At 73.2% G+C, this 19950-nt stretch carries 20 protein-coding genes; 11 read left to right on the top strand and 9 right to left on the bottom strand.

The features are described 5' to 3' along the window. The first annotated feature begins 69 nt into the window (after nt 1–69). The 7 genes from ACQPYE_RS00480 (at nt 70) to ACQPYE_RS00510 (ending at nt 4587) form a co-directional block, all read left to right on the top strand. Nucleotides 70–777 carry a glycerophosphodiester phosphodiesterase family protein gene (locus ACQPYE_RS00480; RefSeq protein WP_498718518.1) on the top strand — a complete coding sequence of 236 codons (708 nt, stop codon included), beginning with the start codon at nt 70–72 and terminating at the stop codon, nt 775–777. Nucleotides 778–795: 18 nt separating this feature from the next. After that, the gene (locus ACQPYE_RS00485) at nt 796–1743 is read left to right on the top strand and encodes a DUF5926 family protein (protein ID WP_498718519.1); all 948 of its coding nucleotides are present in this window, start codon (nt 796–798) and stop codon (nt 1741–1743) included. 61 nt (nt 1744–1804) lie between these two features. Next, nucleotides 1805–2128, top strand: a complete 324-nt coding sequence (locus tag ACQPYE_RS00490) for a DUF952 domain-containing protein (protein ID WP_498718520.1) — start codon at nt 1805–1807, stop codon at nt 2126–2128. 86 nt (nt 2129–2214) lie between these two features. Next, on the top strand, nt 2215–2727 hold the full coding sequence (locus ACQPYE_RS00495; protein ID WP_498718521.1) for a SigE family RNA polymerase sigma factor: 513 nt from the start codon (nt 2215–2217) through the stop codon (nt 2725–2727). Continuing rightward, nucleotides 2724–3461 (top strand): hypothetical protein, encoded by a 738-nt coding sequence (locus ACQPYE_RS00500; RefSeq protein ID WP_498718522.1) that lies wholly within the window; start codon nt 2724–2726, stop codon nt 3459–3461. The genes ACQPYE_RS00495 and ACQPYE_RS00500 overlap by 4 nt, the downstream gene beginning before the upstream one ends. Further along, entirely contained in the window at nt 3458–4042 is a 585-nt protein-coding gene (locus ACQPYE_RS00505; protein ID WP_498718523.1) for a hypothetical protein, read from the top strand. Before ACQPYE_RS00500 ends, ACQPYE_RS00505 begins: the two co-directional genes overlap by 4 nt. A 38-nt stretch (nt 4043–4080) precedes the next feature. Then, nucleotides 4081–4587: a hypothetical protein gene (locus ACQPYE_RS00510; RefSeq protein WP_498718524.1), complete on the top strand. Its 507-nt coding sequence runs from the start codon at nt 4081–4083 to the stop codon at nt 4585–4587. 114 nt (nt 4588–4701) lie between these two features. Here ACQPYE_RS00510 and ACQPYE_RS00515 read toward each other — a convergent pair whose 3' ends face one another. After that, complete coding sequence (locus ACQPYE_RS00515) at nt 4702–5262, bottom strand: ferritin (RefSeq protein WP_498718525.1); 561 nt, start codon at nt 5260–5262, stop codon at nt 4702–4704. Between the two features lie 105 nt (nt 5263–5367). Then, nucleotides 5368–6615: an arginine deiminase gene (locus tag ACQPYE_RS00520; RefSeq protein ID WP_498718526.1), complete on the bottom strand. Its 1248-nt coding sequence runs from the start codon at nt 6613–6615 to the stop codon at nt 5368–5370. A gap of 199 nt (nt 6616–6814) precedes the next feature. Here ACQPYE_RS00520 and ACQPYE_RS00525 point away from each other — a divergent pair, with 199 nt between their 5' ends. Beyond that, nucleotides 6815–7174: a hypothetical protein gene (locus ACQPYE_RS00525; RefSeq protein WP_498718527.1), complete on the top strand. Its 360-nt coding sequence runs from the start codon at nt 6815–6817 to the stop codon at nt 7172–7174. A 1-nt stretch (nt 7175) separates the two neighbouring features. Continuing rightward, nucleotides 7176–9233, top strand: a complete 2058-nt coding sequence (locus tag ACQPYE_RS00530; protein ID WP_498718528.1) for a caspase, EACC1-associated type — start codon at nt 7176–7178, stop codon at nt 9231–9233. Between the two features lie 101 nt (nt 9234–9334). Here ACQPYE_RS00530 and ACQPYE_RS00535 read toward each other — a convergent pair whose 3' ends face one another. Both ACQPYE_RS00535 and ACQPYE_RS00540 read right to left on the bottom strand, forming a co-directional pair. Beyond that, nucleotides 9335–10093, bottom strand: a complete 759-nt coding sequence (locus tag ACQPYE_RS00535; RefSeq protein ID WP_498718529.1) for a CPBP family intramembrane glutamic endopeptidase — start codon at nt 10091–10093, stop codon at nt 9335–9337. A gap of 9 nt (nt 10094–10102) precedes the next feature. Then, on the bottom strand, nt 10103–10861 hold the full coding sequence (locus ACQPYE_RS00540) for a DUF2470 domain-containing protein (protein ID WP_498718530.1): 759 nt from the start codon (nt 10859–10861) through the stop codon (nt 10103–10105). Nucleotides 10862–11160: 299 nt separating this feature from the next. On the opposite strand from ACQPYE_RS00540, the gene ACQPYE_RS00545 reads away from it, so the two are divergent. After that, nucleotides 11161–11634, top strand: coding sequence for a hypothetical protein (locus ACQPYE_RS00545; RefSeq protein WP_498718531.1), 474 nt, complete (start codon nt 11161–11163; stop codon nt 11632–11634). Nucleotides 11635–11694: 60 nt separating this feature from the next. Next, the gene (locus tag ACQPYE_RS00550; protein WP_498718532.1) at nt 11695–12159 is read left to right on the top strand and encodes a hypothetical protein; all 465 of its coding nucleotides are present in this window, start codon (nt 11695–11697) and stop codon (nt 12157–12159) included. A 32-nt stretch (nt 12160–12191) separates the two neighbouring features. Here the strand turns inward: ACQPYE_RS00550 and ACQPYE_RS00555 are convergent, their stop codons facing one another. The 5 genes from ACQPYE_RS00555 to ACQPYE_RS00575 form a co-directional block, all read right to left on the bottom strand. Then, a complete protein-coding gene (locus ACQPYE_RS00555) occupies nt 12192–13364 on the bottom strand; it encodes a VWA domain-containing protein (RefSeq protein WP_498718533.1) in 1173 nt (390 codons plus the stop codon). A 133-nt stretch (nt 13365–13497) separates the two neighbouring features. After that, nucleotides 13498–15798 (bottom strand): DUF5682 family protein, encoded by a 2301-nt coding sequence (locus ACQPYE_RS00560; RefSeq protein ID WP_498718534.1) that lies wholly within the window; start codon nt 15796–15798, stop codon nt 13498–13500. Further along, a complete protein-coding gene (locus ACQPYE_RS00565) occupies nt 15798–16886 on the bottom strand; it encodes an ATP-binding protein (protein ID WP_498718536.1) in 1089 nt (362 codons plus the stop codon). The genes ACQPYE_RS00560 and ACQPYE_RS00565 overlap by 1 nt, the downstream gene beginning before the upstream one ends. Next, a complete protein-coding gene (locus ACQPYE_RS00570; RefSeq protein ID WP_498718537.1) occupies nt 16883–18310 on the bottom strand; it encodes a DUF5691 domain-containing protein in 1428 nt (475 codons plus the stop codon). The genes ACQPYE_RS00565 and ACQPYE_RS00570 overlap by 4 nt, the downstream gene beginning before the upstream one ends. Before the next feature lie 331 nt (nt 18311–18641). Then, nucleotides 18642–19940 (bottom strand): SWIM zinc finger family protein, encoded by a 1299-nt coding sequence (locus tag ACQPYE_RS00575; RefSeq protein ID WP_498718538.1) that lies wholly within the window; start codon nt 19938–19940, stop codon nt 18642–18644. Between the last annotated feature and the right edge of the window lie 10 nt (nt 19941–19950).

Raw genomic sequence — 19950 nt, forward strand, 5'->3', positions numbered from 1 at the left:
CATTCAGCGATCTGTGACGTGCAGTAGTCGAATTGACCCCGTACGCGCGAGGCTAGGAGCATCCCCGTCGTGCCACCTGAAGTCGTCGCCCACCGCGGCGCGTCCACCCGCCGCCCCGAGCACACCCTCGCCGCCTACGAGCTCGCCCTGCGGCAGGGCGCGGACGGGCTGGAGTGCGACGTGCGGCTCACCAAGGACGGCCACCTCGTCTGCGTGCACGACCGCACGATCGACCGCACCAGCGGCGGCGTCGGCAAGGTGAGCGCGATGACGCTGGAGGAGCTGCGCCGGCACGACTTCGGCAGCTGGCACGGTGGCGAGCCCGCCGAGGTGCTGACCCTGGACGCCCTGCTCGGCCTCGCCGCCGACCACGGCAAGCGGCTGTTCGTCGAGACCAAGCACCCCGTCCGGTACGGGGGGCTGGTCGAGCGCAGGCTCGCCGAGGAGCTGGGCCGCCACCGGGTCGACGCGGTGATGATGTCGTTCTCCGTCTTCGCCGTGCACCGGTTCAAGGAGCTCAGGCCCGAGGTGCCCACGGTCCTGCTCTACGACCGGCTGTGGCCGAGGACCAAGCCCCACTTCGCCGACTACGCCGGACCGGGCGTTCACCTGCTCAGGCGTCACCCGGACCGGGGACAGGGCGTCTACGCGTGGACGGTGGACGACCCGGCCGACATCGCGTTGTGCCGCGAGCGGGGCGTCCGGTTCCTCGCCACCAACAACCCGGGGGAGACGCGCGGTCGCCTTGCGGATAACTTGACGCCCGACCAGCCCTGAGACCTGAGGAGGCGCGCGGTGGCGAAGCGGACAGCCGTGAAGAACAAGCCGGCGGACGGCGTCAACCCGCGGCAGCCGTGCCCGTGCGGCTCCGGCAAGCGCTACAAGGCCTGCCACGGCTCGGCCGGCGGCGCGGCGGACGTGATCGTCTCGCGCCCGTTCGAGGGATTGGCCGCCGAGGCGGAGCTGATCGCGCTGCGCGAGTTCGTGCCCTCGGCGATGGCGAAGCTGCCGCTCAAGGACGGTTCCGGCCGCGAGATCACGCTGGCCACCGTGCTGCCGATGGCGGCGGCGGGCCTGGTCCGCGCGGACGGCACCGCGTTCGTCGGGTTGCAGGTGCAGACCCGGTCCGGCGACCTCAGCCGCGACCTGGCCCGTGCCGTGCGGTGGGCGCTGGCCGCGAAGACCGGTGACGCCCTCGCGGTCGTCGGCCCGGACGACGGCTCGGACCCCGGCCGTTTGCAGGACCTGCTCGACCTCGACGCGACGTTGAGCCCCGAGCTGCACACCGACTTCGCGTGGTGGCTGCCGCCGGACAACGAGCCCGCCGGCGAGGTCGCCCTGTCCCTGGAGCGCGCCAACGCCGCGATCCTGCCCACCGAGCGCCTCGACGCGCCGGGCGTGGCCGCCGCCTACTGGGTGGACGCGGGCGACAAGGCGCACCTGCGCTGGGTCCGCCCCGAGCCGGAGGAGACGCTGCTCGCGGCGCTCGCCCGGCTGACCGTGCGCGGCGAGCTGGACCTGGGCGAGGGCTCCCGGTACGCCGGGTCGTTCCGCGCGCACGGCCTGCTGGTCCCGGTGTGGGACCTGGACCGCGAGCTGCACTCCAGCGAGTGGGCGCCGGGTGCGGAGGCATTGGGCAAGCGTTTGCAGGACGCCCTGACCAGCCTCGACGCCGAACCGCTCACCGAGCCGGAACGGCGGGCGCGCGACGGTCTGCGCGGCCGGCAGATCACCCTGCGCTGAACCTGTCCACAGGTATCCCCAGCTTTGTCCACAGGCTCCTGTGGACAAGTGAGGAGTCGGAGTGATCCTGCGGATCAGCCCGAAGGCGGACTGGCGGCGTGCCCGCGAGGACGGCGCGATCCCGCTCGACCTCGACGGTTTCGTGCACTGCTCGGACCCGGGCACGGTGCACCTGCCCGCCAACCGCCTGTACCCGGACCGGCACGACCTCGTGCTGCTGGTGATCGACCCCGAGGGCCTGCCCGTGCTGTGGGAGCCGGGCGAGACCGAGGACGGTCCGTGGTTCCCGCACGTCTACGGGCCGATCCCGGCCGACTCGGTGGTGGCCGTGCACGAGTTCTCCCCGGACGCCGACGGGGCCTTCCGGCCGTTGCCCGTTTTGTGACCTCGGGCTGAGGCAACCGACAACCCCGTTCGAGCGTGTCCTCTTCGACGGTGGCCGAGGGGGCTGCCGCCGGAGGGGGTTCCGAGGTGACCGCGGTCTTGCCGGGGGAGAGGGCCACCGATCGCGGTGGGGGGACGACGGCCGACTTCGTGCGGATGTCGTTGCCGGGCTTGTTGCGCTACGGGCACGCCTTGACCGGGAACCCGCACGACGCGGGCGACCTGGTGCAGACGGTGCTGGAGAAGGTCGGCTCGCGGTGGGCGGCCGTGCTGCGCAAGGGCGAGCCGCTGGCCTACGTGCGGCGGTCCATGGCGAACGCCAACACCAGCCGGTGGCGTCGTCGGCGGCGCGAGGACCTGGTGGCGGACTTCCCCGACGCGGTCGCCGCGGCCGGGCACGACCGCCTGGAGCACGAGCCGCTGTGGCAGGCGTTGCGGGCGCTCCCGCCGCGTCAGCGCGCCGTGGTGGTGCTGCGCTTCTACGACGGTCTGTCCGAGGCCGAGATCGCCCGCGCGCTCGGCGTGTCCGCGGGCACGGTCAAGAGCCAGAACAGCAAGGCGATGGCGACCTTGCGCGCACGACTGGGGGAGGCGGGGTGAACATCGAGGAGGAGCTGGGCCGGCTGCTGAAGGACGACCGGCTGGACGTGGCGGCCAGGCCGGGCGCGACCGAGGTGGTCGTGGCGGGCGCCCGCCGGGTGCGTCACCGGCGGACCGCGGTGGTGGGCGCGGTCACGGCGGTCGCGCTGGTGGTGAGCGGGTGGGGTGTGTCGGCCCTGGGCGGTTCGTTGAGCCTGCCGCCCGTCGACCCGGCCGTGCTGCGGACGACGACCACCACCACGACGTCCACCGGTGGGGTGATCGCGGCGCCGCCACCGCACACCGTGGTGGAGACGGCCACCGTGTCGGTGACGAAGGAGCGCGCGCTCCCGAACGTGGGGTACGGCGCGGTGAAGTTCGGCATGACCGAGCAGGAGGTGGCGGCCACCGGCCTGGTGACCGCGGCGCCCGGTGGCGAGTGCGCGGCGTTCACCTGGGCGAGTGATCCGGGTGTCGCGAACGCCGTGCTCGTGGCGCGTGGGCGGGGGGTCGTGCAGATCAAGTTGCCCGCGGGTGGCAAGACGTCGACGGGGGTCGGCGTCGGCTCGGCGCTGGAGCAGGTGAAGGCGAAGTACCCGGCGGGGGAATCGACCCGCGGGGGCGCCTCCTACGACGTGCTCATGCCGGGTGACGTCGCTTGGAAGTACGTGTTCGCGCTGGACGCGGAGCGGGTTGTCGGGATTCGGATGCAGCGGCTCACCGCCGACTGCGCGCAACAGGGGGAACAGCGATGAAGGTCATGGGTGTGGTGCTCGCGGTCGCGGGGTTGGCGCTGGTCGGGTGCACGGGGGAGCCGGCCGCGTCGGGCGGTCCGTCGTCGACGTCGTCCGCGACCACGACGACAGCGCCGTCGAGCACGTCGTCCGTCGCGCCGACCGCCGTCACGGTGCGGTCGACGGTGACGAGCACGGTGGTCGAGACCGTGGTGGTGGACACGACGCCGGTCCTGAGCCACACCGGGTTCGGCGCGATCCAGCTCGGCATGACGCGTGAGCAGCTGGTGGCGACCGGCCTGGTCGGCGAGCCGGTGCTGCGGATGAGCGCCCAGTGCGACATGTACGAGTTCCGGTCCGGCGGCGGCAGCGCCTGGATCCAGGACGGCAAGGGCCTCATGGCGATCATCGTCAAGCACGGCGCCACCACCGCCGAGGGCCTCCCGGTCGACATCAGCCCGGTCGACCCGCGGGTCGCGCGGACCTACCCGGGTGGCGAGGCGGGCCCGAACGGCTACAAGGTGTGGGTCGAGGACGACGTGTCCTACTTGGTGAACGGCGTCACCTCGCTCGCCCGCCGGGGTCAGGCCTGCTTCAACTGATCGTGGCCGCGGGTGGCGCGGAGCGGGAGGATGGGCGGATGAAGTGGCTGGTCGTGGCGGCGGTGCTCCTGCTGCCGACCGCCTGCGAGTCGTCCGCGCCGCAGGCCGTGCCACCCGCCACGAACGTCAGCGCGACGTCCGGGGCGGGTGGCGCGGCCGTGCTCGACGCCCGCGGCGTCGGCGCGGTGCGGCTGGGCATGACGGTGGCGGAGCTGGAGGCCACCGGCGAGGTCGGCGGCGACGTGACCAGGCCCGAGTTCTCCTGCTCGATCCGCGAGCTGACGGCCGCGAAGGGCTGGGTCGGCCTCCAGGACGGGGTGGCGGTGGAGATCCGGGTCGAAGCCGGTGGCCGCACGCCAGAGGGCCTGCGCATCGGCGACTCGCGGGCGCGGATGCACGAGGTCTACCCGGACGTGGAGCAGTACCCGCACGGTTTCATCCGGCCGTTGGACGCCGAGACCGGCTACAAGTTCTTCTTCGAGGACGCGGGCGACACGCTGACCGGCATCGGCCTCGTCCGGGCCGACCGGGGCTGCCTGACCTGAGCACAGCCCACCTGGGCACGCTGCCTGACCTGAGCACGCAGCGACGCCCGAGCACGCGGCGACGCCCGCCACCTCCACCGGTGACGGGCGTCGTTCGCTGTCGGCGGGGCCGGTCTACACGGTGCCACCCGCGGCGCGCGGCGTGCCGTTGTCGGCTTCCTCGCCCACGTTCTCGCGGGTCAGGAAGGTCTCCACGTGGAACAGGTTGCCGTCGGCGCGGTCGATCACGGTGAGCAGCGTGCTCATCGACGCGACCTCCTCCACCTGCTCCTTCAGGAACCACTGGAGGAACTGCTCGCCGATGTAGTCGCCCTCGTCGCGGGCCGTCTTGGCGAGCGCGACGATCTGCTCGGTGACCTTCTTCTCCTGCTCCAGCGCGAGCGCGACCGGCTCGCGCGGCGCGGCGAAGTCGTTGCGCACGTCGTCCACACCGGGAATGGCCACCGGCAGTCCGTTGTCCATCAGGTACTGCACGATCATCATCGCGTGGTTGCGCTCTTCCAGCGACTGCTTGTAGAAGTGCGAAGCGAGGCGCGGCAGGTCGCTCGCGTCGAACCAGACCGCGATGGCCACGTACTGCTGCGAGGCCGTGAACTCGTTGCGCACCTGCTCCTGAAGCAGGTCGTGGAACTTCGAGGAACGCGCGCCGGTAATCTTCTTCAAGTTGACAGCCATGCTCGAAGAATACCCGATAGTGTGGGTTTAATGCATTGCAGGTAAGGCTTCGTGAACGTTAGGAAAGGGTTGCCGAAGAAAGCTTAGGCAACCCTTTCCGAGTGTTCAGACCAGCGGTGCGCGGTCGATCGGGCACGACATGCAGCGCGGGCCGCCGCGACCGGAGCCCAGTTCGGAGCCGCTGATCCGGATCACCTCGACGCCCGCGTCCTCCAGTCGCGCGTTCGTCTCCACGTTTCGCTCGTAGGCCACGACCAGGCCGGGTCCGACGGCCAACGTGTTGTTGCCGTCGTCCCACTGCTCGCGTTCCGCGGTCACCGGGTCGAGGCCGGTGTCGATCACGCGCAGCCGGTCGATGCCCATCGCGTCGGCCGCCGCCTCCAGGAACGGCCGCCGGTCCTCCACCACGACGCCGCCCGCGCCGTCGGACCGCACGGGGAAGGCGAACAGGTTGTCCCGCACCGCCGGGTACATCACCACGGCGTCCCGGTCGACCATCGTGCACACCGTGTCCAGGTGCATGGTCGCCCGCTCCTGCGTGATCGGCACCGCCAGCACGGTGTGCGCCAGGCCGTCGGCCAGCGCGGACCGGGCGAACGACTCCGCGCCCGCCGGCGTGGTCCGCTCGCCGACGCCGATCGCCAGCACGCCCGGCGCGAGCAGCAGCACGTCACCGCCCTCGACCGGCGCGGAGTGCGCCCCGTAGGCGCGGCCGGTCCGGCGGAAGCGCGGGTGGTAGGCGTAGATCAGGTCGGTCAGCGCGGTCTCCCGGTCGCGGGCGGGCAGCGCCAGCGACGTGATCGCGACCCGGTCGCCGACCCACACCGACGAGTCGCGGGTGAACAGCAGGTTCGGCAGCGGATCGACCGCGAAGTCGATCGGGTGGTGCATCTTGCGCACCAGCGACGCGCCCTCGGCGGCGGGCAGCTCCTCGAACGTCATGCCGGTCATCAGCGCGGTGGCCAGCTGGTCGGGGCCGATCGAGGCCAGGTGCGAGCGCAGCGCGTCGGCCAGGTCGATGCCGAGCCGCCGCTCGTTGACCGCGCTGTGGATGCCCGCGATCCGGGCCCGGTCGTCGTGCAGCGCGTCGACCAGCAGGTCCGCCAGCAGCAGCACCTCGACGCCGCGCCCGCGCAGCAGCTCGGCGAACGCGTCGTGCTCCTCCTGCGCCCGGTCGACCCACGGCACGCCGTCGAACAGCAGCTGGTCGTTGTTGCGCGGGGTGAGCCGCTTGAGCTCGGCGCCCGGACGGTGCAGCAGCACCGTGCGCAGGGGGCCGACTTCGCTGTCGACGCGGGGCGCCGCTACCGGCTCGCCGTCGGTGGACGGGGTCTGGGCGATGTGCGCAGTCACGGATCGAGGGTAACCCGAGATTGGTGGGATCAGCAGCTCTGAGTGGCCTTCGCCAGCGAAAGTCGATCGTATGTCGGCTTGAGAACGGTGATTCGTTGCACGTTTGAGCTACTTGACGTTGTGAACGTTGCGTTCTCACGTGGACTACCGGTCCGGGGGTGTGCTTGCGGGATGATCGTGGTCTACCGGGGGAGGATCAGTGGCGGACTTCCACTTGTTCGTCGACGCGCCGGGCCGAGCCGCCTCGGCGACGAGCCAGTTGTCGCAAGAGCTGGTCAGGGGCGCGAAGGTCGACGCGCGGCCCGCGCCGGCCGCGTCGCCGGAGGGCTCCAAGAGCGGCGCGGGCGCGACCGTCGCCGAGCTCGTGCTCAACGGCGCGCTGCCCGCCGCGGTGGCCGCCGCCGTCGCGTCCGTGGTCACGTCGTTCGTGCAGCGCGGCAGCGCGCGCAAGGTGACGATCAAGACCCGTGACGCCGAGATCACCGTCGAGGGCGTGGACGCCCGCTCGCAGAAGGCCCTGCTGGAGGCGTGGCTGCGCGAGCACGAGGGCGAGGGGTGAGGTGGGCCGGTACGCGTTGTTGGTCGCGACCGGCGAGTACGAGGACGTGCGGCTGAGCCGGTTGCGCGCGCCGGAGCAGGACGTGGAACGGCTCGCCGCCGTGCTGGAGGACCCCGACGTCGGCGGGTTCACCGCGGTCGAGGTGCTGCGGGACCGGACCGATCACGAGATCCGGCGCGCGGTCGAGGACGTGCTCGCGCCGCGCGAGGCCGACGACCTGGTGCTGCTGTACTTCTCGTGCCACGGCCTGACCACGGCCGCGCGGCGGCTGTACTTCGCCGCGTCGAACACCGTGCAGGACCGGCCCGCGGGCACCGCGATACCCCGCTCGTTCCTGAACGAGCAGCTGGAGGACTGCCGGGCGTCCGGGCGGGTCCTGGTGCTGGACTGCTGCTTCAGCGGCGCGTTCGCGGAGGGGTTCAAGGCGGGCGCGACGGACGTGCTGGACGACGTCGGCGAGGGGTACGTGGTGCTGACCGCGTCCAACGCCTACGAGTACGCCTTCGAGCAGGACTCGCTGTCGCTGGACGCGCCGATCGCGTCCCTGTTCACCGACGTGCTGATCGAGGGCCTGGCCGGCGGCGCCGCCGACCTCGACGGCGACGGGTGGGTCGACGCCGACGAGCTGTTCAAGTACGCGCGGGGCGAGGTGCGCGCCCGGCGTCCCGACCAGACGCCGCAGTTCTTCGCGCACGGCTCGTCGCAGCCGCTGCGGATCGCGCGCGCCGGCGCCGCTTCGGGGCGCCGACCGCGCGGCACGGCCACCTACACGTCCGGGCAGCTGCTGGTGGCGCGTGGTTTCCGGGCCGCCGCCGAACCGGTGTGCCGGACGCTGGGGCCGATGGGCCGCCGCGCCGTGGTGTTCGTGGACCGCAGGCCGGTGGAGCTGGCCGACGCGTCGGCGATCGTGGCGGCGTTCCAGCCGGACGACCCGCGCGACCGGCTCGGCGCGGGGTACGTGCGCGACCTGGTGCTGGAGGTGCGGCGCGAGGCCGGTGACGGCGCGGCGTCGGCGGTGGCCGTGGCGCGCGCCGCGATCGGCGGGCTGGTCGACGCGATGCGCGACGGGCACCACCCGGTGCGGCTGATGCGCGGCGTCACGGCCGCCGCCGCCCGCGCCGCCGAGCTGATCGGCTCGGCGCGGCCGTTGGCCCCGGCCGAGCTGCCCGCCCTGGCCACCGCCGCCTCGGGTGACGCCGCGATCGGCCGGCTGATCGGGGCCGTCGCCGCCCGCACCGGGTGGCGCGGACCCGTGCTGGTGGAGGAGGGCAAGCGGTTCGAGCCGGAGTTCGAGGTCCACCGCGGCCTGCGCCTGGACCGCGGGTACGCGTCCGACCGGTTCGTGACGGACCCCGCCGGCGGCACGGCGGTGCTGGAGGACGCGTGGGTGCTGCTGACCGCCGGCGAGCCGACCGGCGTCCAGCGGTCGCTCGACCGGCTGGACCTCGGCGGACGCCCGCTGCTGGTGGTGTGCGAGGTGCTGCCGCACGCGGAGCTCGCCGAGGTGCTGAGGATCGCCGAGACGCGGGACGTGGTCGCGGTGACCGCCGGGCCGGACGAGGCGGAGCGGCTCCGGGGCGTGGTCGGCGGCACGATCCACTACCTGTACGGGGGCAACGACCCGGTGCTGCTGTCGTCGTTGGGCCGCGCGGCGAAGGTGGTGGTGACCGGGCAGGACACGGTCGTGCTGGCCGGGCCCACGTCGGCCGCCGGCGACACCGCCGCGCTCATCCGGGCCGCCGCCGGTGAGGTGGACCGGGTGCGGCGCGCGGTGCGCGCCGTGGACAGCGCGGTGCGCGAGGGCGTGATCCGCGGTGGTGGCGTCGGCCTGGCCGAGCTGGGCGCCCGCCTGGCCCAGGACGCCACCGGCACACCGGAGGAGGTCGCCGGCCGGCTGGCCTTCGCCGCGGCCCTGGCGGAACCGGCCGCCCGGATCGCCGAGAACGCCGCCCTCCGCGTCACCGACCTCGACCCGGCCCTGCTCGACTCGGCCGGCGCGGCCCGCACCGTGATCGCCGCCGCCGCCCGCACCACCTCCCGCTTCCTCCTCGTCCACTGACCCGCGAGAGTCCTACCTCCAGAACGCGCGTGTCCTACGTTCAGAACGCGCGTGTCCTACGTTCGGAACACCCGAGTTGAACGCTCAGGCGATGCGCGGACTCAGGGCAACCAGGACACGTGACCGCGCACCAGCGCGTAGCCGACGAACGCGACCACGTCGAGCAGCGCGTGCGCCACGACCAGCACCCACAACCGGTTCGTGCGCTGCCACACCTTGCCGAACACCAAGCCCATCACCACGTTGCCGATGAACCCGCCGAACCCCTGGTACAGGTGGTACGAGCCGCGCAGCACCGCGCTGGCCAGCAACGCCGTGTTCTCCCGCCACCCGAGCTGCCGCAGCCGGGTGATGAAGTACCCGACGACCAGCACCTCCTCCGCCCACGCGTTGCCCACGGCGGACAGCACCAGCACCACGCCGCGCCACCACGAGGAGTCCAACGTGGACGGCAGCACGGCCAGGTTCAGCCCCAGGTTCCACGCGACCAGGTAGAAGACCAGCCCCGGAACGCCGATCACGGCCGCCAACCCGAGGCTGCCCAGCGCGTCCGGCCCGACGCGCGTGCGGTCCAGGCCGAGCGCCTTCAGCTTGATGCCGCCCTGCCACAGCAGGTACAGGCCCAGCCCGCCCCACGCGGCCAGCTGCACGACACCGAGCAGCTGCGCGATCAGGTCCAGCAGGTCGAACCGCGCCTGCGGGACGTTGATCGCGACCTTCTGCTCGTTCAGCGGCACGGGTTGCAGCAGGCTGTCCAGCAGCCGCACCAGGCTGCGCACGCCGGACAGCCCGAGCGTCACGGCGAAGACGAGCAGCAGTTCCAGCCGGTAGCCGCGGCGCGTCCGGAGGTCTTCGGTCACCCGCGTACGTTAACGGCGCTGCGCCAGGAAGGGGCAGCCCATCAGGCGACGCAGTTCCCCGGCCAGCTCCTGCGCCGTGCCCACCGGCCGGGAGAACGCGATCCGCACGTCGTGGTCGGAGTCCGACATCTCCACCCGCAGCCGCAGGCCGAAGCGGTCCAGGCCGAGCGGGCGGACGTGACCGCCCCGCAGGTCGACCGGCAGGTGCTGGGCGAGCAGGCCCACCACGTCCCGGTGCGACAGCTCCAGGTGGCGCAGCCAGTGGTCCTCGTGCGCGGCGAACGGGTCCGGCTCCGCCTGCGCGAACGACTCCGGCCGCAACGACGTGGTGCCCTCGGCGTCGGCCACCACCAGCGACGCGGGCGACAGCCGCAGCGCCGACGCGCCGTGCCCGACGTCGAGCAGCCGCGGGTCCGGACGCGCCTCGGCGACCTCGATGCTCGCCTCGCGCGCCTCACCGGGCGTGAGCGTGCGCAGCCAACCGGTGATCCACAGCAGGCCCCGGACCGGTTCGCGCAGCTGCACGGGAGCCTGGTCGGCGAGCTCCAGCATCGCGGTCACCTCGGTCCCGCGCGCGGCCTCGACCAGCGGGTGCCCGTCGGGCAGCACCACCGTCGCGTCACCGTTCGGGTGGACGTGGTGCAGCACCGGGGTGATCCGGTTCTCCGTGCCACCGGACGGCAGCAGGGCCGCGCGCCCACCACGGGCGGCGATCGTGCGGGCCCGCTCCGCCGGATGCGGCGCAGGCGGTCGACGTGTCTCGTTCACCCGCTCACCTCCCAACTTAGGGCAGCCTAACTTGACGGAGCGCTGCGGCGGTAGTTCCACCTCCGGCTTACCGGGAATCTCGCCGGGCCGGAGTGGTTCACGCAGGTTAGGGGGTCGGTCGCGGCCGTGCCGAACGGGTCCGCGGAACGGGACGCGGAACAGGTCTTCGGAACGGGCGCTGACCGGTCCTGCGGCACGGTCCGGTGAAGCGGTCCGGTCGGCCGGCGGAACGGTCCGGTTGGCCGATTCGACGGGCCGCGCGTTCGTCGTAACCTTGGCTCGCCTGGCGGAGGTGGCTCGTGGTCGTGCCGAACAAGCCGTCCACCGGGGGCGCGGCCCTCGACGACCGGTGGACCCGGTACTGCGTGGAGATCGCCGGCCGGCGGGCGTTCGGCTGGGTCGTGGTCGGCGCGCTCGCGTTCGTGCTGCAACTCGCGCTGATCTTCGTGTTCCCCGTGTCCTCCACCCTGCCGCTCGTGCTGCTGCTGTTCTCCGCGCTGGTGCTCGGCTACGGGCTGACGCGGCGGCAGTCGTTGCCCGGGGTGCTCGGCGAGCACGCGTGGGTCTACGTGCGCGTCCACTGGCGCGGCGGGCTGCTCGTCGTGCACGGACCCCGGCCCCTGGTGCTGGACGTGAGCGCCGGACCCGTCGTCCGCGGGCGGATCAACCGGCACCGGCGGGCGTGGGTCGTCGCACCCGACCGCGCCGGGAACACCGTGGTCACGTTCCGCGGCGTGCCGAAGCTGTTCCCGGCGAAGGTCGTGCGACGGTGAGTTTGCTGATCATCTGTTCGGGCACCCCCGGGGTGGACATCTGGTTTGCTGGGAGCGGTGGTGGGCGAGGCTTGGGTGGACAAGTGCCTGACCAGTGCGGATCGCCGCGCGGTCGGGTTCATCGGGCTGGCGTTGTTCGCCCTGCTGACGCTGTGGGTCGTGTCGGAGTGGGTCGGGTCGCGCTGGGTGTTCCTGCTCACCCCGCTGTGCGTGGAGTTCGCCGTGCCCGGGCTGCGGCACTTCTTCTCCCGCCGCGCCCTGCGGCGGTTGCTCGACGCCTACCCCCGGCACGCCGTCCCGGTGCGCTTCGTGCCGGGGCGCACGCGCGTCGGGCGGCAGACGTACCTGGAGACGGAGGGCTCCGACCGGACGTTCCTGCGGCTGGCCGAGATCCCCGAACGCGTCCGCGAGAACATCCACCGGGGCGGCCGGGTGTGGCTGGCCGGACCCGACCCGCGCGGCCGGGCGGTGGTGCTGACCCGCGGCGCGCCGTTCATGACGCTGGGCCGGGTCGTCATCCGGTGACGGCCCGGCTGCCGAGGTCTTAGCGGCCGGACCTAGCGACCGACCGGGATGCCGCTCTGCTCGGCCCACGCGGCGACGTCCTCGCGGCGCAACGCCGTCGCCAGCAGGTCGGGGAACCGGTCCGGGGTGCAGGCGAACGCGGGCGCGCCCAGCTCGGACAGCTTCGCGGCCAGTTCGTGGTCGTAGGCGGGCGTGCCGCTGTCGGACAGCGCGAGCAGCACCACCACCGTCACCCCGCTCTGCACCAACTCCCGCACCCGCCGCTGCAACTCCCGCGCCACACCCCCCTCGTACAGGTCGCTGATCAGCACCATCACCGTGTCCGTCGGGCGGCGGACCAGCGACTGGCCGTAGGCGACGGCGCGGTTGATGTCCGTGCCGCCGCCCAGCTGGGTGGCGAACAGCAGGTCGACCGGGTCCTTGAGCTGCTCGGTCAGGTCGACCACCTCGGTGTCGAACACGACCAGCTTCGTGTCGACGGCCTTCAGCGAGGCCAGCGAGGCGCCGAGCACGGCGGAGTAGACGACCGACTCGGCCATCGAGCCGGACTGGTCGACCAGCAGGATCACGTCCCGCAGCGAGGCCTGGCGGCTGCGCCTGCTGTTACCGACCAGGTCCTGCACGATCACCGTGCGCTGGTCGGGCTGGTAGTGGCGCAGGTTCTTGCGGATCGTGCGGTTCCAGTCGACGTCGGACAGCCGCGGGCGGCTGGTGCGGCGGGACCGGTCGATCGCGCCGTGCACGGCGGCCAGGAGGCGGTCGGCGAGCTTGCGCTCGATGTCCTCGACCACCTTGCGCACCACGGCCCGCGCGGTCTCGCGGGTGCGTTCCGGGATGGCGCGGGAGAGGGAGACCAGCGTGCCGACCAGGCTCACGTCCGGCTCGACGCTCGAGAGCAGCTCGGGTTCGAGGAGCAACTGGCGCAGGCCCAACCGCTCGACCGCGTCCTTCTGCATCACTTGGACGACCGAGCTGGGGAAGTACGTGCGGACATCGCCCAACCACCGGTGCAACACCGGTGAGGACCCGCCCAACCCGGCGCTGCGCTTGCCCCCGGCGTCCACCGGATCCCCACCGCCGTACAACCCGGTCAACGCGGAGTCCCGCCGCTGGTCGTCCTCGCCGAGGGCACCGAGATCCCCCGCCGCCCCACCCAACAACAACCGCCACCGCCGCTGCCGCTCGACCGCGATGTCCTGCGTCACGCGCCCACCCGCCCATCCGGGCCACCCCAGGGCCCTCTGTCACACCATCGGGTGATCATCGCCCGAAAATGTACGGAAACACTGTTACCGGCCCTCGGTTAAAACATGAGGAAGCCCCGACCAACCACCCCCGTCACACCCCCGCCCCCGCCGCCATCCCCGTTCCCGTCCCCACTCCCGTCCGCATCCCCGTTCCCGCCCGCACTCCCGCTTCCAGCAGATCGCGCACGTGCCCGACAAGCCGCGCCGCGAGCTCTTCGTCCCAGTCACCCGACGCCACCGCCCCACCCGCCGCCGAGCCCTTGACCCGGTCGCCGAGCATCCGACGCTCCGCCGGGCTGAAATCACCCACCGCCCGGCGCAGGAGCGGCAGCGCGGCGGCGAAATCCGCCCCGGACAGACCGGTCAGCCACTCGTCCACGACGCCGAACAGGCGTGGATCAGCGGTGAGCAGGGCAGCCGAGCCACGCAGGAAGCCCGCCACGAACGCGGTCGCACCGGCAGCCAGCGAGACCGCGCGGTGCAGGCGGGTGGCCACCGCGTCGGAGTCCAGGACCCCCGTCTCCCACAGCAGGCGCGTCGCGCGGCCGGTGGGCAGGCCGTGCGCGTCGGGCATCGCGACCAGCGACTCCAGCGCGCGCTGCCACGTCTCGCGGTGCTCGTCGTCGGCGGCCAGGCGCACCGCGTCGTCCGCGCCCTCGACCGCCTTGACCGCGCGTTCCGCCGTGTCCTCGTCCACGCCCCGGCACGCCAGCGGCAGGCCGACCGCGCCGCGCGCGAGCAAACCGTGCAGGGCAACGCGAAGCAGCTCCGGGTCCGTGCCGCGCACCGAGCCGTAGCGGACGGTGGTCGCGAGATCCGGTAGGGCGGCCAGGAGTTCCAGGGCGTCGGTCGCGGCGGCGGCGCAGCGGTCCAGTGCTTGGCGGGACGCGGCGACGGCCTCCGGGATCTCGCAGCCCACGGCCCGGCTCAACGCTTCGGCGGCGTCGACGACCCGGGTGGCCGCGTCGGCACGGGCGATCAGCACGGTCCGCGCGGCCGACTCGACCGTCGTGCCGTGCCGTGCCGCGACGGCCAGCGCGACCGCGAATTCCGGCCGCCAGTGCAGCTGCCAGGCCTCGGCGAACGTGCCCAGGGTCCGGGTCGTGTCCGGCGTGCCCCACGGGACGTCGAGAACCTCCAAGCGCCGCAACAACTTCGAGCGTTCACGATCGGTGTCCTTGCGCAGGTCGAAGCGCATCGGCTTGATCGCCGCACTGGCTGGCATGCGCAAGCGGCGCTGCAACCGCGCCAGGTCCGCGGCCAGCGGTGACGTCGGGACGTCGTCGCCCACCTCGCCCAACCGCTCACCGACCACCAACTGCTCGTGCACCAGGCGGAGCGGGGTCGCGTCACCGCCGCACAACACCGCCAGCGACGCCTCCATCACCTCCGACAGCCCCGGCGACGGCCGCCCGCGCATCGCCGCCAACGCGTCCGCCAGCCGCACCGCCTCCACCGCGCTCGCCGTCGACGCGGGCAGGTCCTCCGCCCGCAACACCCCGCACGCCTTCGCGAACCAGCGCGGCACCGCGTCGCCGCGTTCGGCGCACTCCCACAAGTGCGCGTACCACCCCGGCGAAGCGATCCCCGCGCCATAACCGGACGACGCGGCCAGCCGACCGTGGCTCCACGGCACCCACGTCCCCGACACCTTCTTGCGCGGCAAGCCCTTCAGCGCCGCGGCGTCGACCGACGCGGGCGGCAGGGTGCGCAGCGCGGGCACGTGCCACGCGCCGGCCACCACCGCGATCGGACCCTCGACGTCCTTCAACGCCTGCCGGACGTTCTGCCGCATCGCGGCTTCCCGGCGCAACGTGCGGGCGTCCACCTGGTCGGCGAACTCCTCCCGCAACGCGCCCATCGCCTCCGCGACCGCCTCGGCCAGGTCACGCGGGTCGGTGTGGTGCTCGACCACGTCCTCCCACCAGCGCTCCGGGTCGTCGAAGCCCGCCGCCTCGGCCAACGTGCCGAGCGGGTCGAGCGCCGCTTTCGGGGAAGCGGGGGAGGCGGGGGAGTCGGGTGTGTCGGGCGTTTCCGGTGTGTCGGGCGTTTCGGGGTCGGCCAGGGAGGCGGCGGCCGGCAGGTCGAAGAACCGCACCGGGACGCCGTTGGCGTGCGCCCACGTCATCGCCCGCCACTCCGGCGAGAACTCGGCGAACGGCCAGAAAGCGGCCCGCGCCGGCTCCGCCTCGTCGTGCAGCAGCAACGCCACCGGCGGCGTCAAGCTCGGCACGTGCGGCAACAGGGCGTCACCCTCCGGTGGTCCCTCGATCAGGACCACCTCCGGCCGCAGAGCCGCCAACGCCGCTTCGACCATCCGCGCCGAACCCGGACCGTGATGCCTGATCCCGAGCAACGTCACCCGGTCGGGCAAGGGCTGGTCGCGTGCCATCAGCCCACCATGTCCTGGCACGCCCGGTACAGGTCACGCCACTCGGCGCGCTCCTTCACCACCGCCTCCAGGTACTCCTGCCACGCCGCCGCGTCCGACACCCGGTCCTTCACCACCGCGCCGAGCAGGCCGGACGCCAGCTCGTCGGCGGTGATCGAGCCGTCGCCGAAGTGCCCGGCCAACGCCATGCCGCTGGTCACCACCGAGATCGCCTCGGCCGTCGACAGGCTGCCGCTCGGCTTCTTCAGCTGCGTTCGACCATCCACAGTGGACCCGTTGCGCAGCTCGCGGAAGATCCGCACCACCCGGCGCACCTCCTCCAACGCCGGCGGCTCGGCGGGCAGCTGCAACGCCCGACCGAGCTGGGCGGCGCGCGCCGACACGATCTGCACCTCGTCGTCCTCGGTCGCGGGCGGCGGCAGCACGACGGTGTTGAAGCGCCGGGCGAGCGCCGACGACATCTGGTTCACGCCGCGGTCGCGGTCGTTCGCGGTGGCGATCACGGTGAAACCGGGCACCGCCTGCACCTGGATGCCCAGCTCCGGGACCGGCAACGTCTTCTCGGACAGGATCGTGATGAACGAGTCCTGCACCTCGGCGGGCATCCGGGTCAGCTCCTCGACCCGGACGACCGCGCCCTCGCGCATCCCCGTCATCACCGGGCTCGCCACCACCGCCGCCTCGGACGGCCCCTCGGCGATCAACCGCGCGTAGTTCCAGCCGTAGCGGACCTGGTCCTCGCCCGTGCCCGCGGTGCCCTGCACGACCAGCGTCGAGTTGCCGCTCACCGCCGCCGCGATGTGCTCGGACAGCCACGACTTCGCCGTGCCGGGCACCCCGATCAGCAACAACGCCCGGTCGGTGACCAGCGTGCCGACGGCGATCTCGACCAACCGCCGGTCGCCGACGTACTTCGGGGTGATCACGGTGCCGTCCGGGAGCTTGCCGCCGAGCACGTAGGTGACCACTGCCTGCGGCGACATCCGCCACCGCGGCGGACGGGGCCGGTCGTCCGCCGCCGCCAGGGCCACGAGCTCGGCGGCGTACTGCTGTTCCGCGGCGGGCCGCAGCACGGATTCGGTGGTCACTGGCTTTCCTCCCGGTGGTTGAACGCCTCGCGCAGCTGCATCCGCAGGCGCAGGACGTCGAGTTCGACGGTGTGCTCGGGCCAGCGCTCGGTGATGCGGGCCCAGTTCGTGCCGAGGACCTCGGCGTCACCCCTGGCCAGCAGCACCGCGGGCGGCCGACCGGCGCGCCACCTCGGGTCGCGCATCCCGGCGTAGCGTTCGAGCAGGTCTGCGGTGGCCTGCGCGCCCCACGGCGCGGGCAACTGCGAGCACGCGTGGTCCAGCAGGTCGTAGTTCCACTGCCGCGACACCTCGACCACGGTGCGCGCGGCCAGCTCGGCGGGCAGGCCGCCGAGCATCTCCAGCTGCTCCATGCCGGTCAACGACCGGGTCGCCGCGACGGCCCACGGCCGGGCGTCGTCGGCGAGCTTCAGGTTCTGCGCCACGCCGCGCAGCAGCGAACTCGCCCACGGGCCGCGCGCGAGTTCGGCGGCGGCACCCTCGTCGTCGGTGTCCAGCCGACCGGTCCAGTGCTGCGGCGGCACGCTCGCCGCCGCACCGCGCAGCCGACCCGCGATACCCGCCTCGGAACCGTCTTTCAGCAGGTCACGGGCCTCGTCCAGGTCCGGCGCGGTCTCGGTCCACAGCTCGTCGGTCTGCACGTCGAAACCGTCCGCGGTCAGCCACAGGCCGCGGTGCAGGCGTTCGGCGGCGCGTTCGGCCAGGTGGGACGTCGGCAAGGTGCGCAGGAGCCGCAACGCCTCGTCGTGCACGCCGATCGCGCGGTCGTCCAGCGCGCGTTCGAGGAGCGGTTCGTCGTCCGGGCCGAGGCCCGCCTCCAGGGCGCTGACCAGCACCTGGCGGTCGGTGGCACGGCGCTGGACCTCGAACTGCGCGGCCAGGAACGCCCGCGTTCCCACCGGATCCTGGTTGCGGGCGCGGCGCAGGGCGGCGAGGCGAGACGTGCCGGGCAGGTCGAGGGCCTCGTCGAGGTCGATCTCCTCCGCGACCACGCCGGTCGCGGCCCAGGCCCAGGCCGGGCGGATGGTCGCCAGCCACCGACCGCGGGCGCCGAGGACGGCGGACACGGCGGGGCGCAGGCCGGGGTGCGCGGTGCCCAGTCCCAGCAACGCGGGCAGCTCGCGGTGGTCGGCGACGACGCGTGCCGACTTGGCCATGCCACACCACTCCGTGAGCAGCACCTGGTCGTCCAGGGCCAGGATCTGGACCAGCACGGACCTGGCCGGCGGGTGGGCGCGTACGTCGTCGGACGCGGGGGCGGCGGGCAGTGGCGGGGTGTCGACGGGCGGCGGGAGTTGGGCGCCGTGCGCGGCTACGCCCAGGGCGGCGACGCGGTCCAGCAGGGCGGTCGGCGTCGTGCCCGCGCGGTGGGCGCCGATCAGGGCCGCTTGGACGGCCTCGTCCCATTCGGCTTGGAGGGTCATGGCCGGCCGCCCGTCGTGGGTGGTGCGGTCGAGGCGGTGGCCGGTCGGAGGGTGCCGAATCGGAGGGTGCCGAATCGGAGGGTGCTGGGTCGGAGGGGGCGGAGGGTGCTGGGTCGGAGGGGGCGGAGGGTGCTGGGTCGGAGGGGTCGGAAAGTGGTGGGTCGGAGGGGGCGGAGGGTGGTGGGTTGGAAGGGACGGTGGGCGGCGGGGTGGGGTTGGTGGGTCGCGGTTCCTCGTATGCAACCGAGGGGTGGTAACGGTGTTTCCGTACATTTTCGGGCGATGATCACCCGATCGTGTTGGGGGAGGTGCCGTGTTGCCTGCGTGATCATCATCCCACCACCTCCGGTGCTCCGCCTGGTGTGGCGACGGCGCCCAGGCGCAGTTCGCGGCCGTTCCACAGGCCCCACGCGTCGAAGTGGTCGCCGCCCGTCAGGGCCAACGCCTGGTCCAGCGCCAGGTCGTTCCGGACCTGGACACCGCGGCCCTCCGCGTCGACCAGTTGCCCGCTGTCCTCGGTGACCCGCACCGACGCGCACCCCAGCGGGTGGAGGCGTTGCCACGGGTCGGCTCTCAGGTGCTCTTCGAGGCCGGCCAGCGCGGCACGCCACGAGGCCGGCGCGGGCACCGGCTCCGGTGGCCGCTCCGCCAGCGGCTCACCCACCGCGACCCGGTGCGGCGGGACGCCGGGGTACGGGTGCAACACCCCTTGCACCTGCACCCCGTGCGTCAACGGCGGCGCGGGGCGGCCCCCGCCACCGACGTGCCGCACCGCCACCACCCAGCCGTGCGAACGCCCCCACGCCCACTGCCGCACGGTCCGCACCAGGCCGTCGTCGCTCTCCACCTTCAGCAACGGCGCCCACTGGTCCGACCAGCCCGGACCGGCGCGCACCTCCTCCTCGGTCACGGAGAACCCCAACCGGCGGCGGATCACTGGATCAGGTGATGACGACAGTCGCGCCAACAGGTGCAGCCCACCCAACCGGTCCGCCGCGTCGTGCGCCCACCGCGGCCCGCCCGCCGCCACGATCCCGCGCACCTCGTCCACCGCCGACGCCAGCCCCTTGGCCTGCGCGTCCACCATCCGCGCCTGGATCGAGTGCCACCACGCCGCGTCCCGCGCGGGCAGCCCCGCCAGGCCCGCGCCGGCCACGTCGCCCAGCCAGTCGACCAGGCCCGCGACCCCGGCGCGCACCGCGTCCTGCCTGGCCAGGGCCGTCTTCTCCTTGGCCTTGGCCCGCCGCTCGACCGCCTCGGGCGACGGCGACTGCGACGACGACGACCTCGAGTCGTCCGGAGCAGCGGCAGCGGAGGAGCGGCGACGGGCCAGCCACTCCGCCACCCAGTCCGGCGTCTCCGCCACGGGGAACGGCTCGCGCACGTCCCGCAGCTGCAACGCCAACGCGTGCTTGCACGGGAACTTGCGCGACGGGCACGAGCACTTCGTCGCCCGGTCACCCAGGTCGACGCACACCTGGTACGGGTTCTTGCCGCTGCCCTTGCACAGACCCCACAGGGCGGTGTCACCGCGACCCGTCCCCTGCCACCCGGAGGACCCCGCCAGCCGGGTGGCGCTGCTCGCCACCTGGCCGTCCGGGGCCTGCTCCAGAAGCGCTCGTGCGTCCATGCCGGCAGAC

This window comes from Actinosynnema sp. CA-299493, from assembly GCF_050946825.1.
Lineage (GTDB): Bacteria > Actinomycetota > Actinomycetes > Mycobacteriales > Pseudonocardiaceae > Actinosynnema.

Excerpts from the sequence above, each read along its gene's own strand:
- ACQPYE_RS00505 (WP_498718523.1), top strand. The coding sequence starts at position 3,458 with ATGAAGGTCATGGGTGTGGTGCTCGCGGTCGCGGGGTTGGCGCTGGTC.
- ACQPYE_RS00510 (WP_498718524.1), top strand. The coding sequence starts at position 4,081 with ATGAAGTGGCTGGTCGTGGCGGCGGTGCTCCTGCTGCCGACCGCCTGC.
- ACQPYE_RS00515 (WP_498718525.1), bottom strand. The coding sequence starts at position 5,262 with ATGGCTGTCAACTTGAAGAAGATTACCGGCGCGCGTTCCTCGAAGTTC.
- ACQPYE_RS00560 (WP_498718534.1), bottom strand. The coding sequence starts at position 15,798 with ATGGCACGCGACCAGCCCTTGCCCGACCGGGTGACGTTGCTCGGGATC.
- ACQPYE_RS00570 (WP_498718537.1), bottom strand. The coding sequence starts at position 18,310 with ATGACCCTCCAAGCCGAATGGGACGAGGCCGTCCAAGCGGCCCTGATC.
- ACQPYE_RS00575 (WP_498718538.1), bottom strand. The coding sequence starts at position 19,940 with ATGGACGCACGAGCGCTTCTGGAGCAGGCCCCGGACGGCCAGGTGGCG.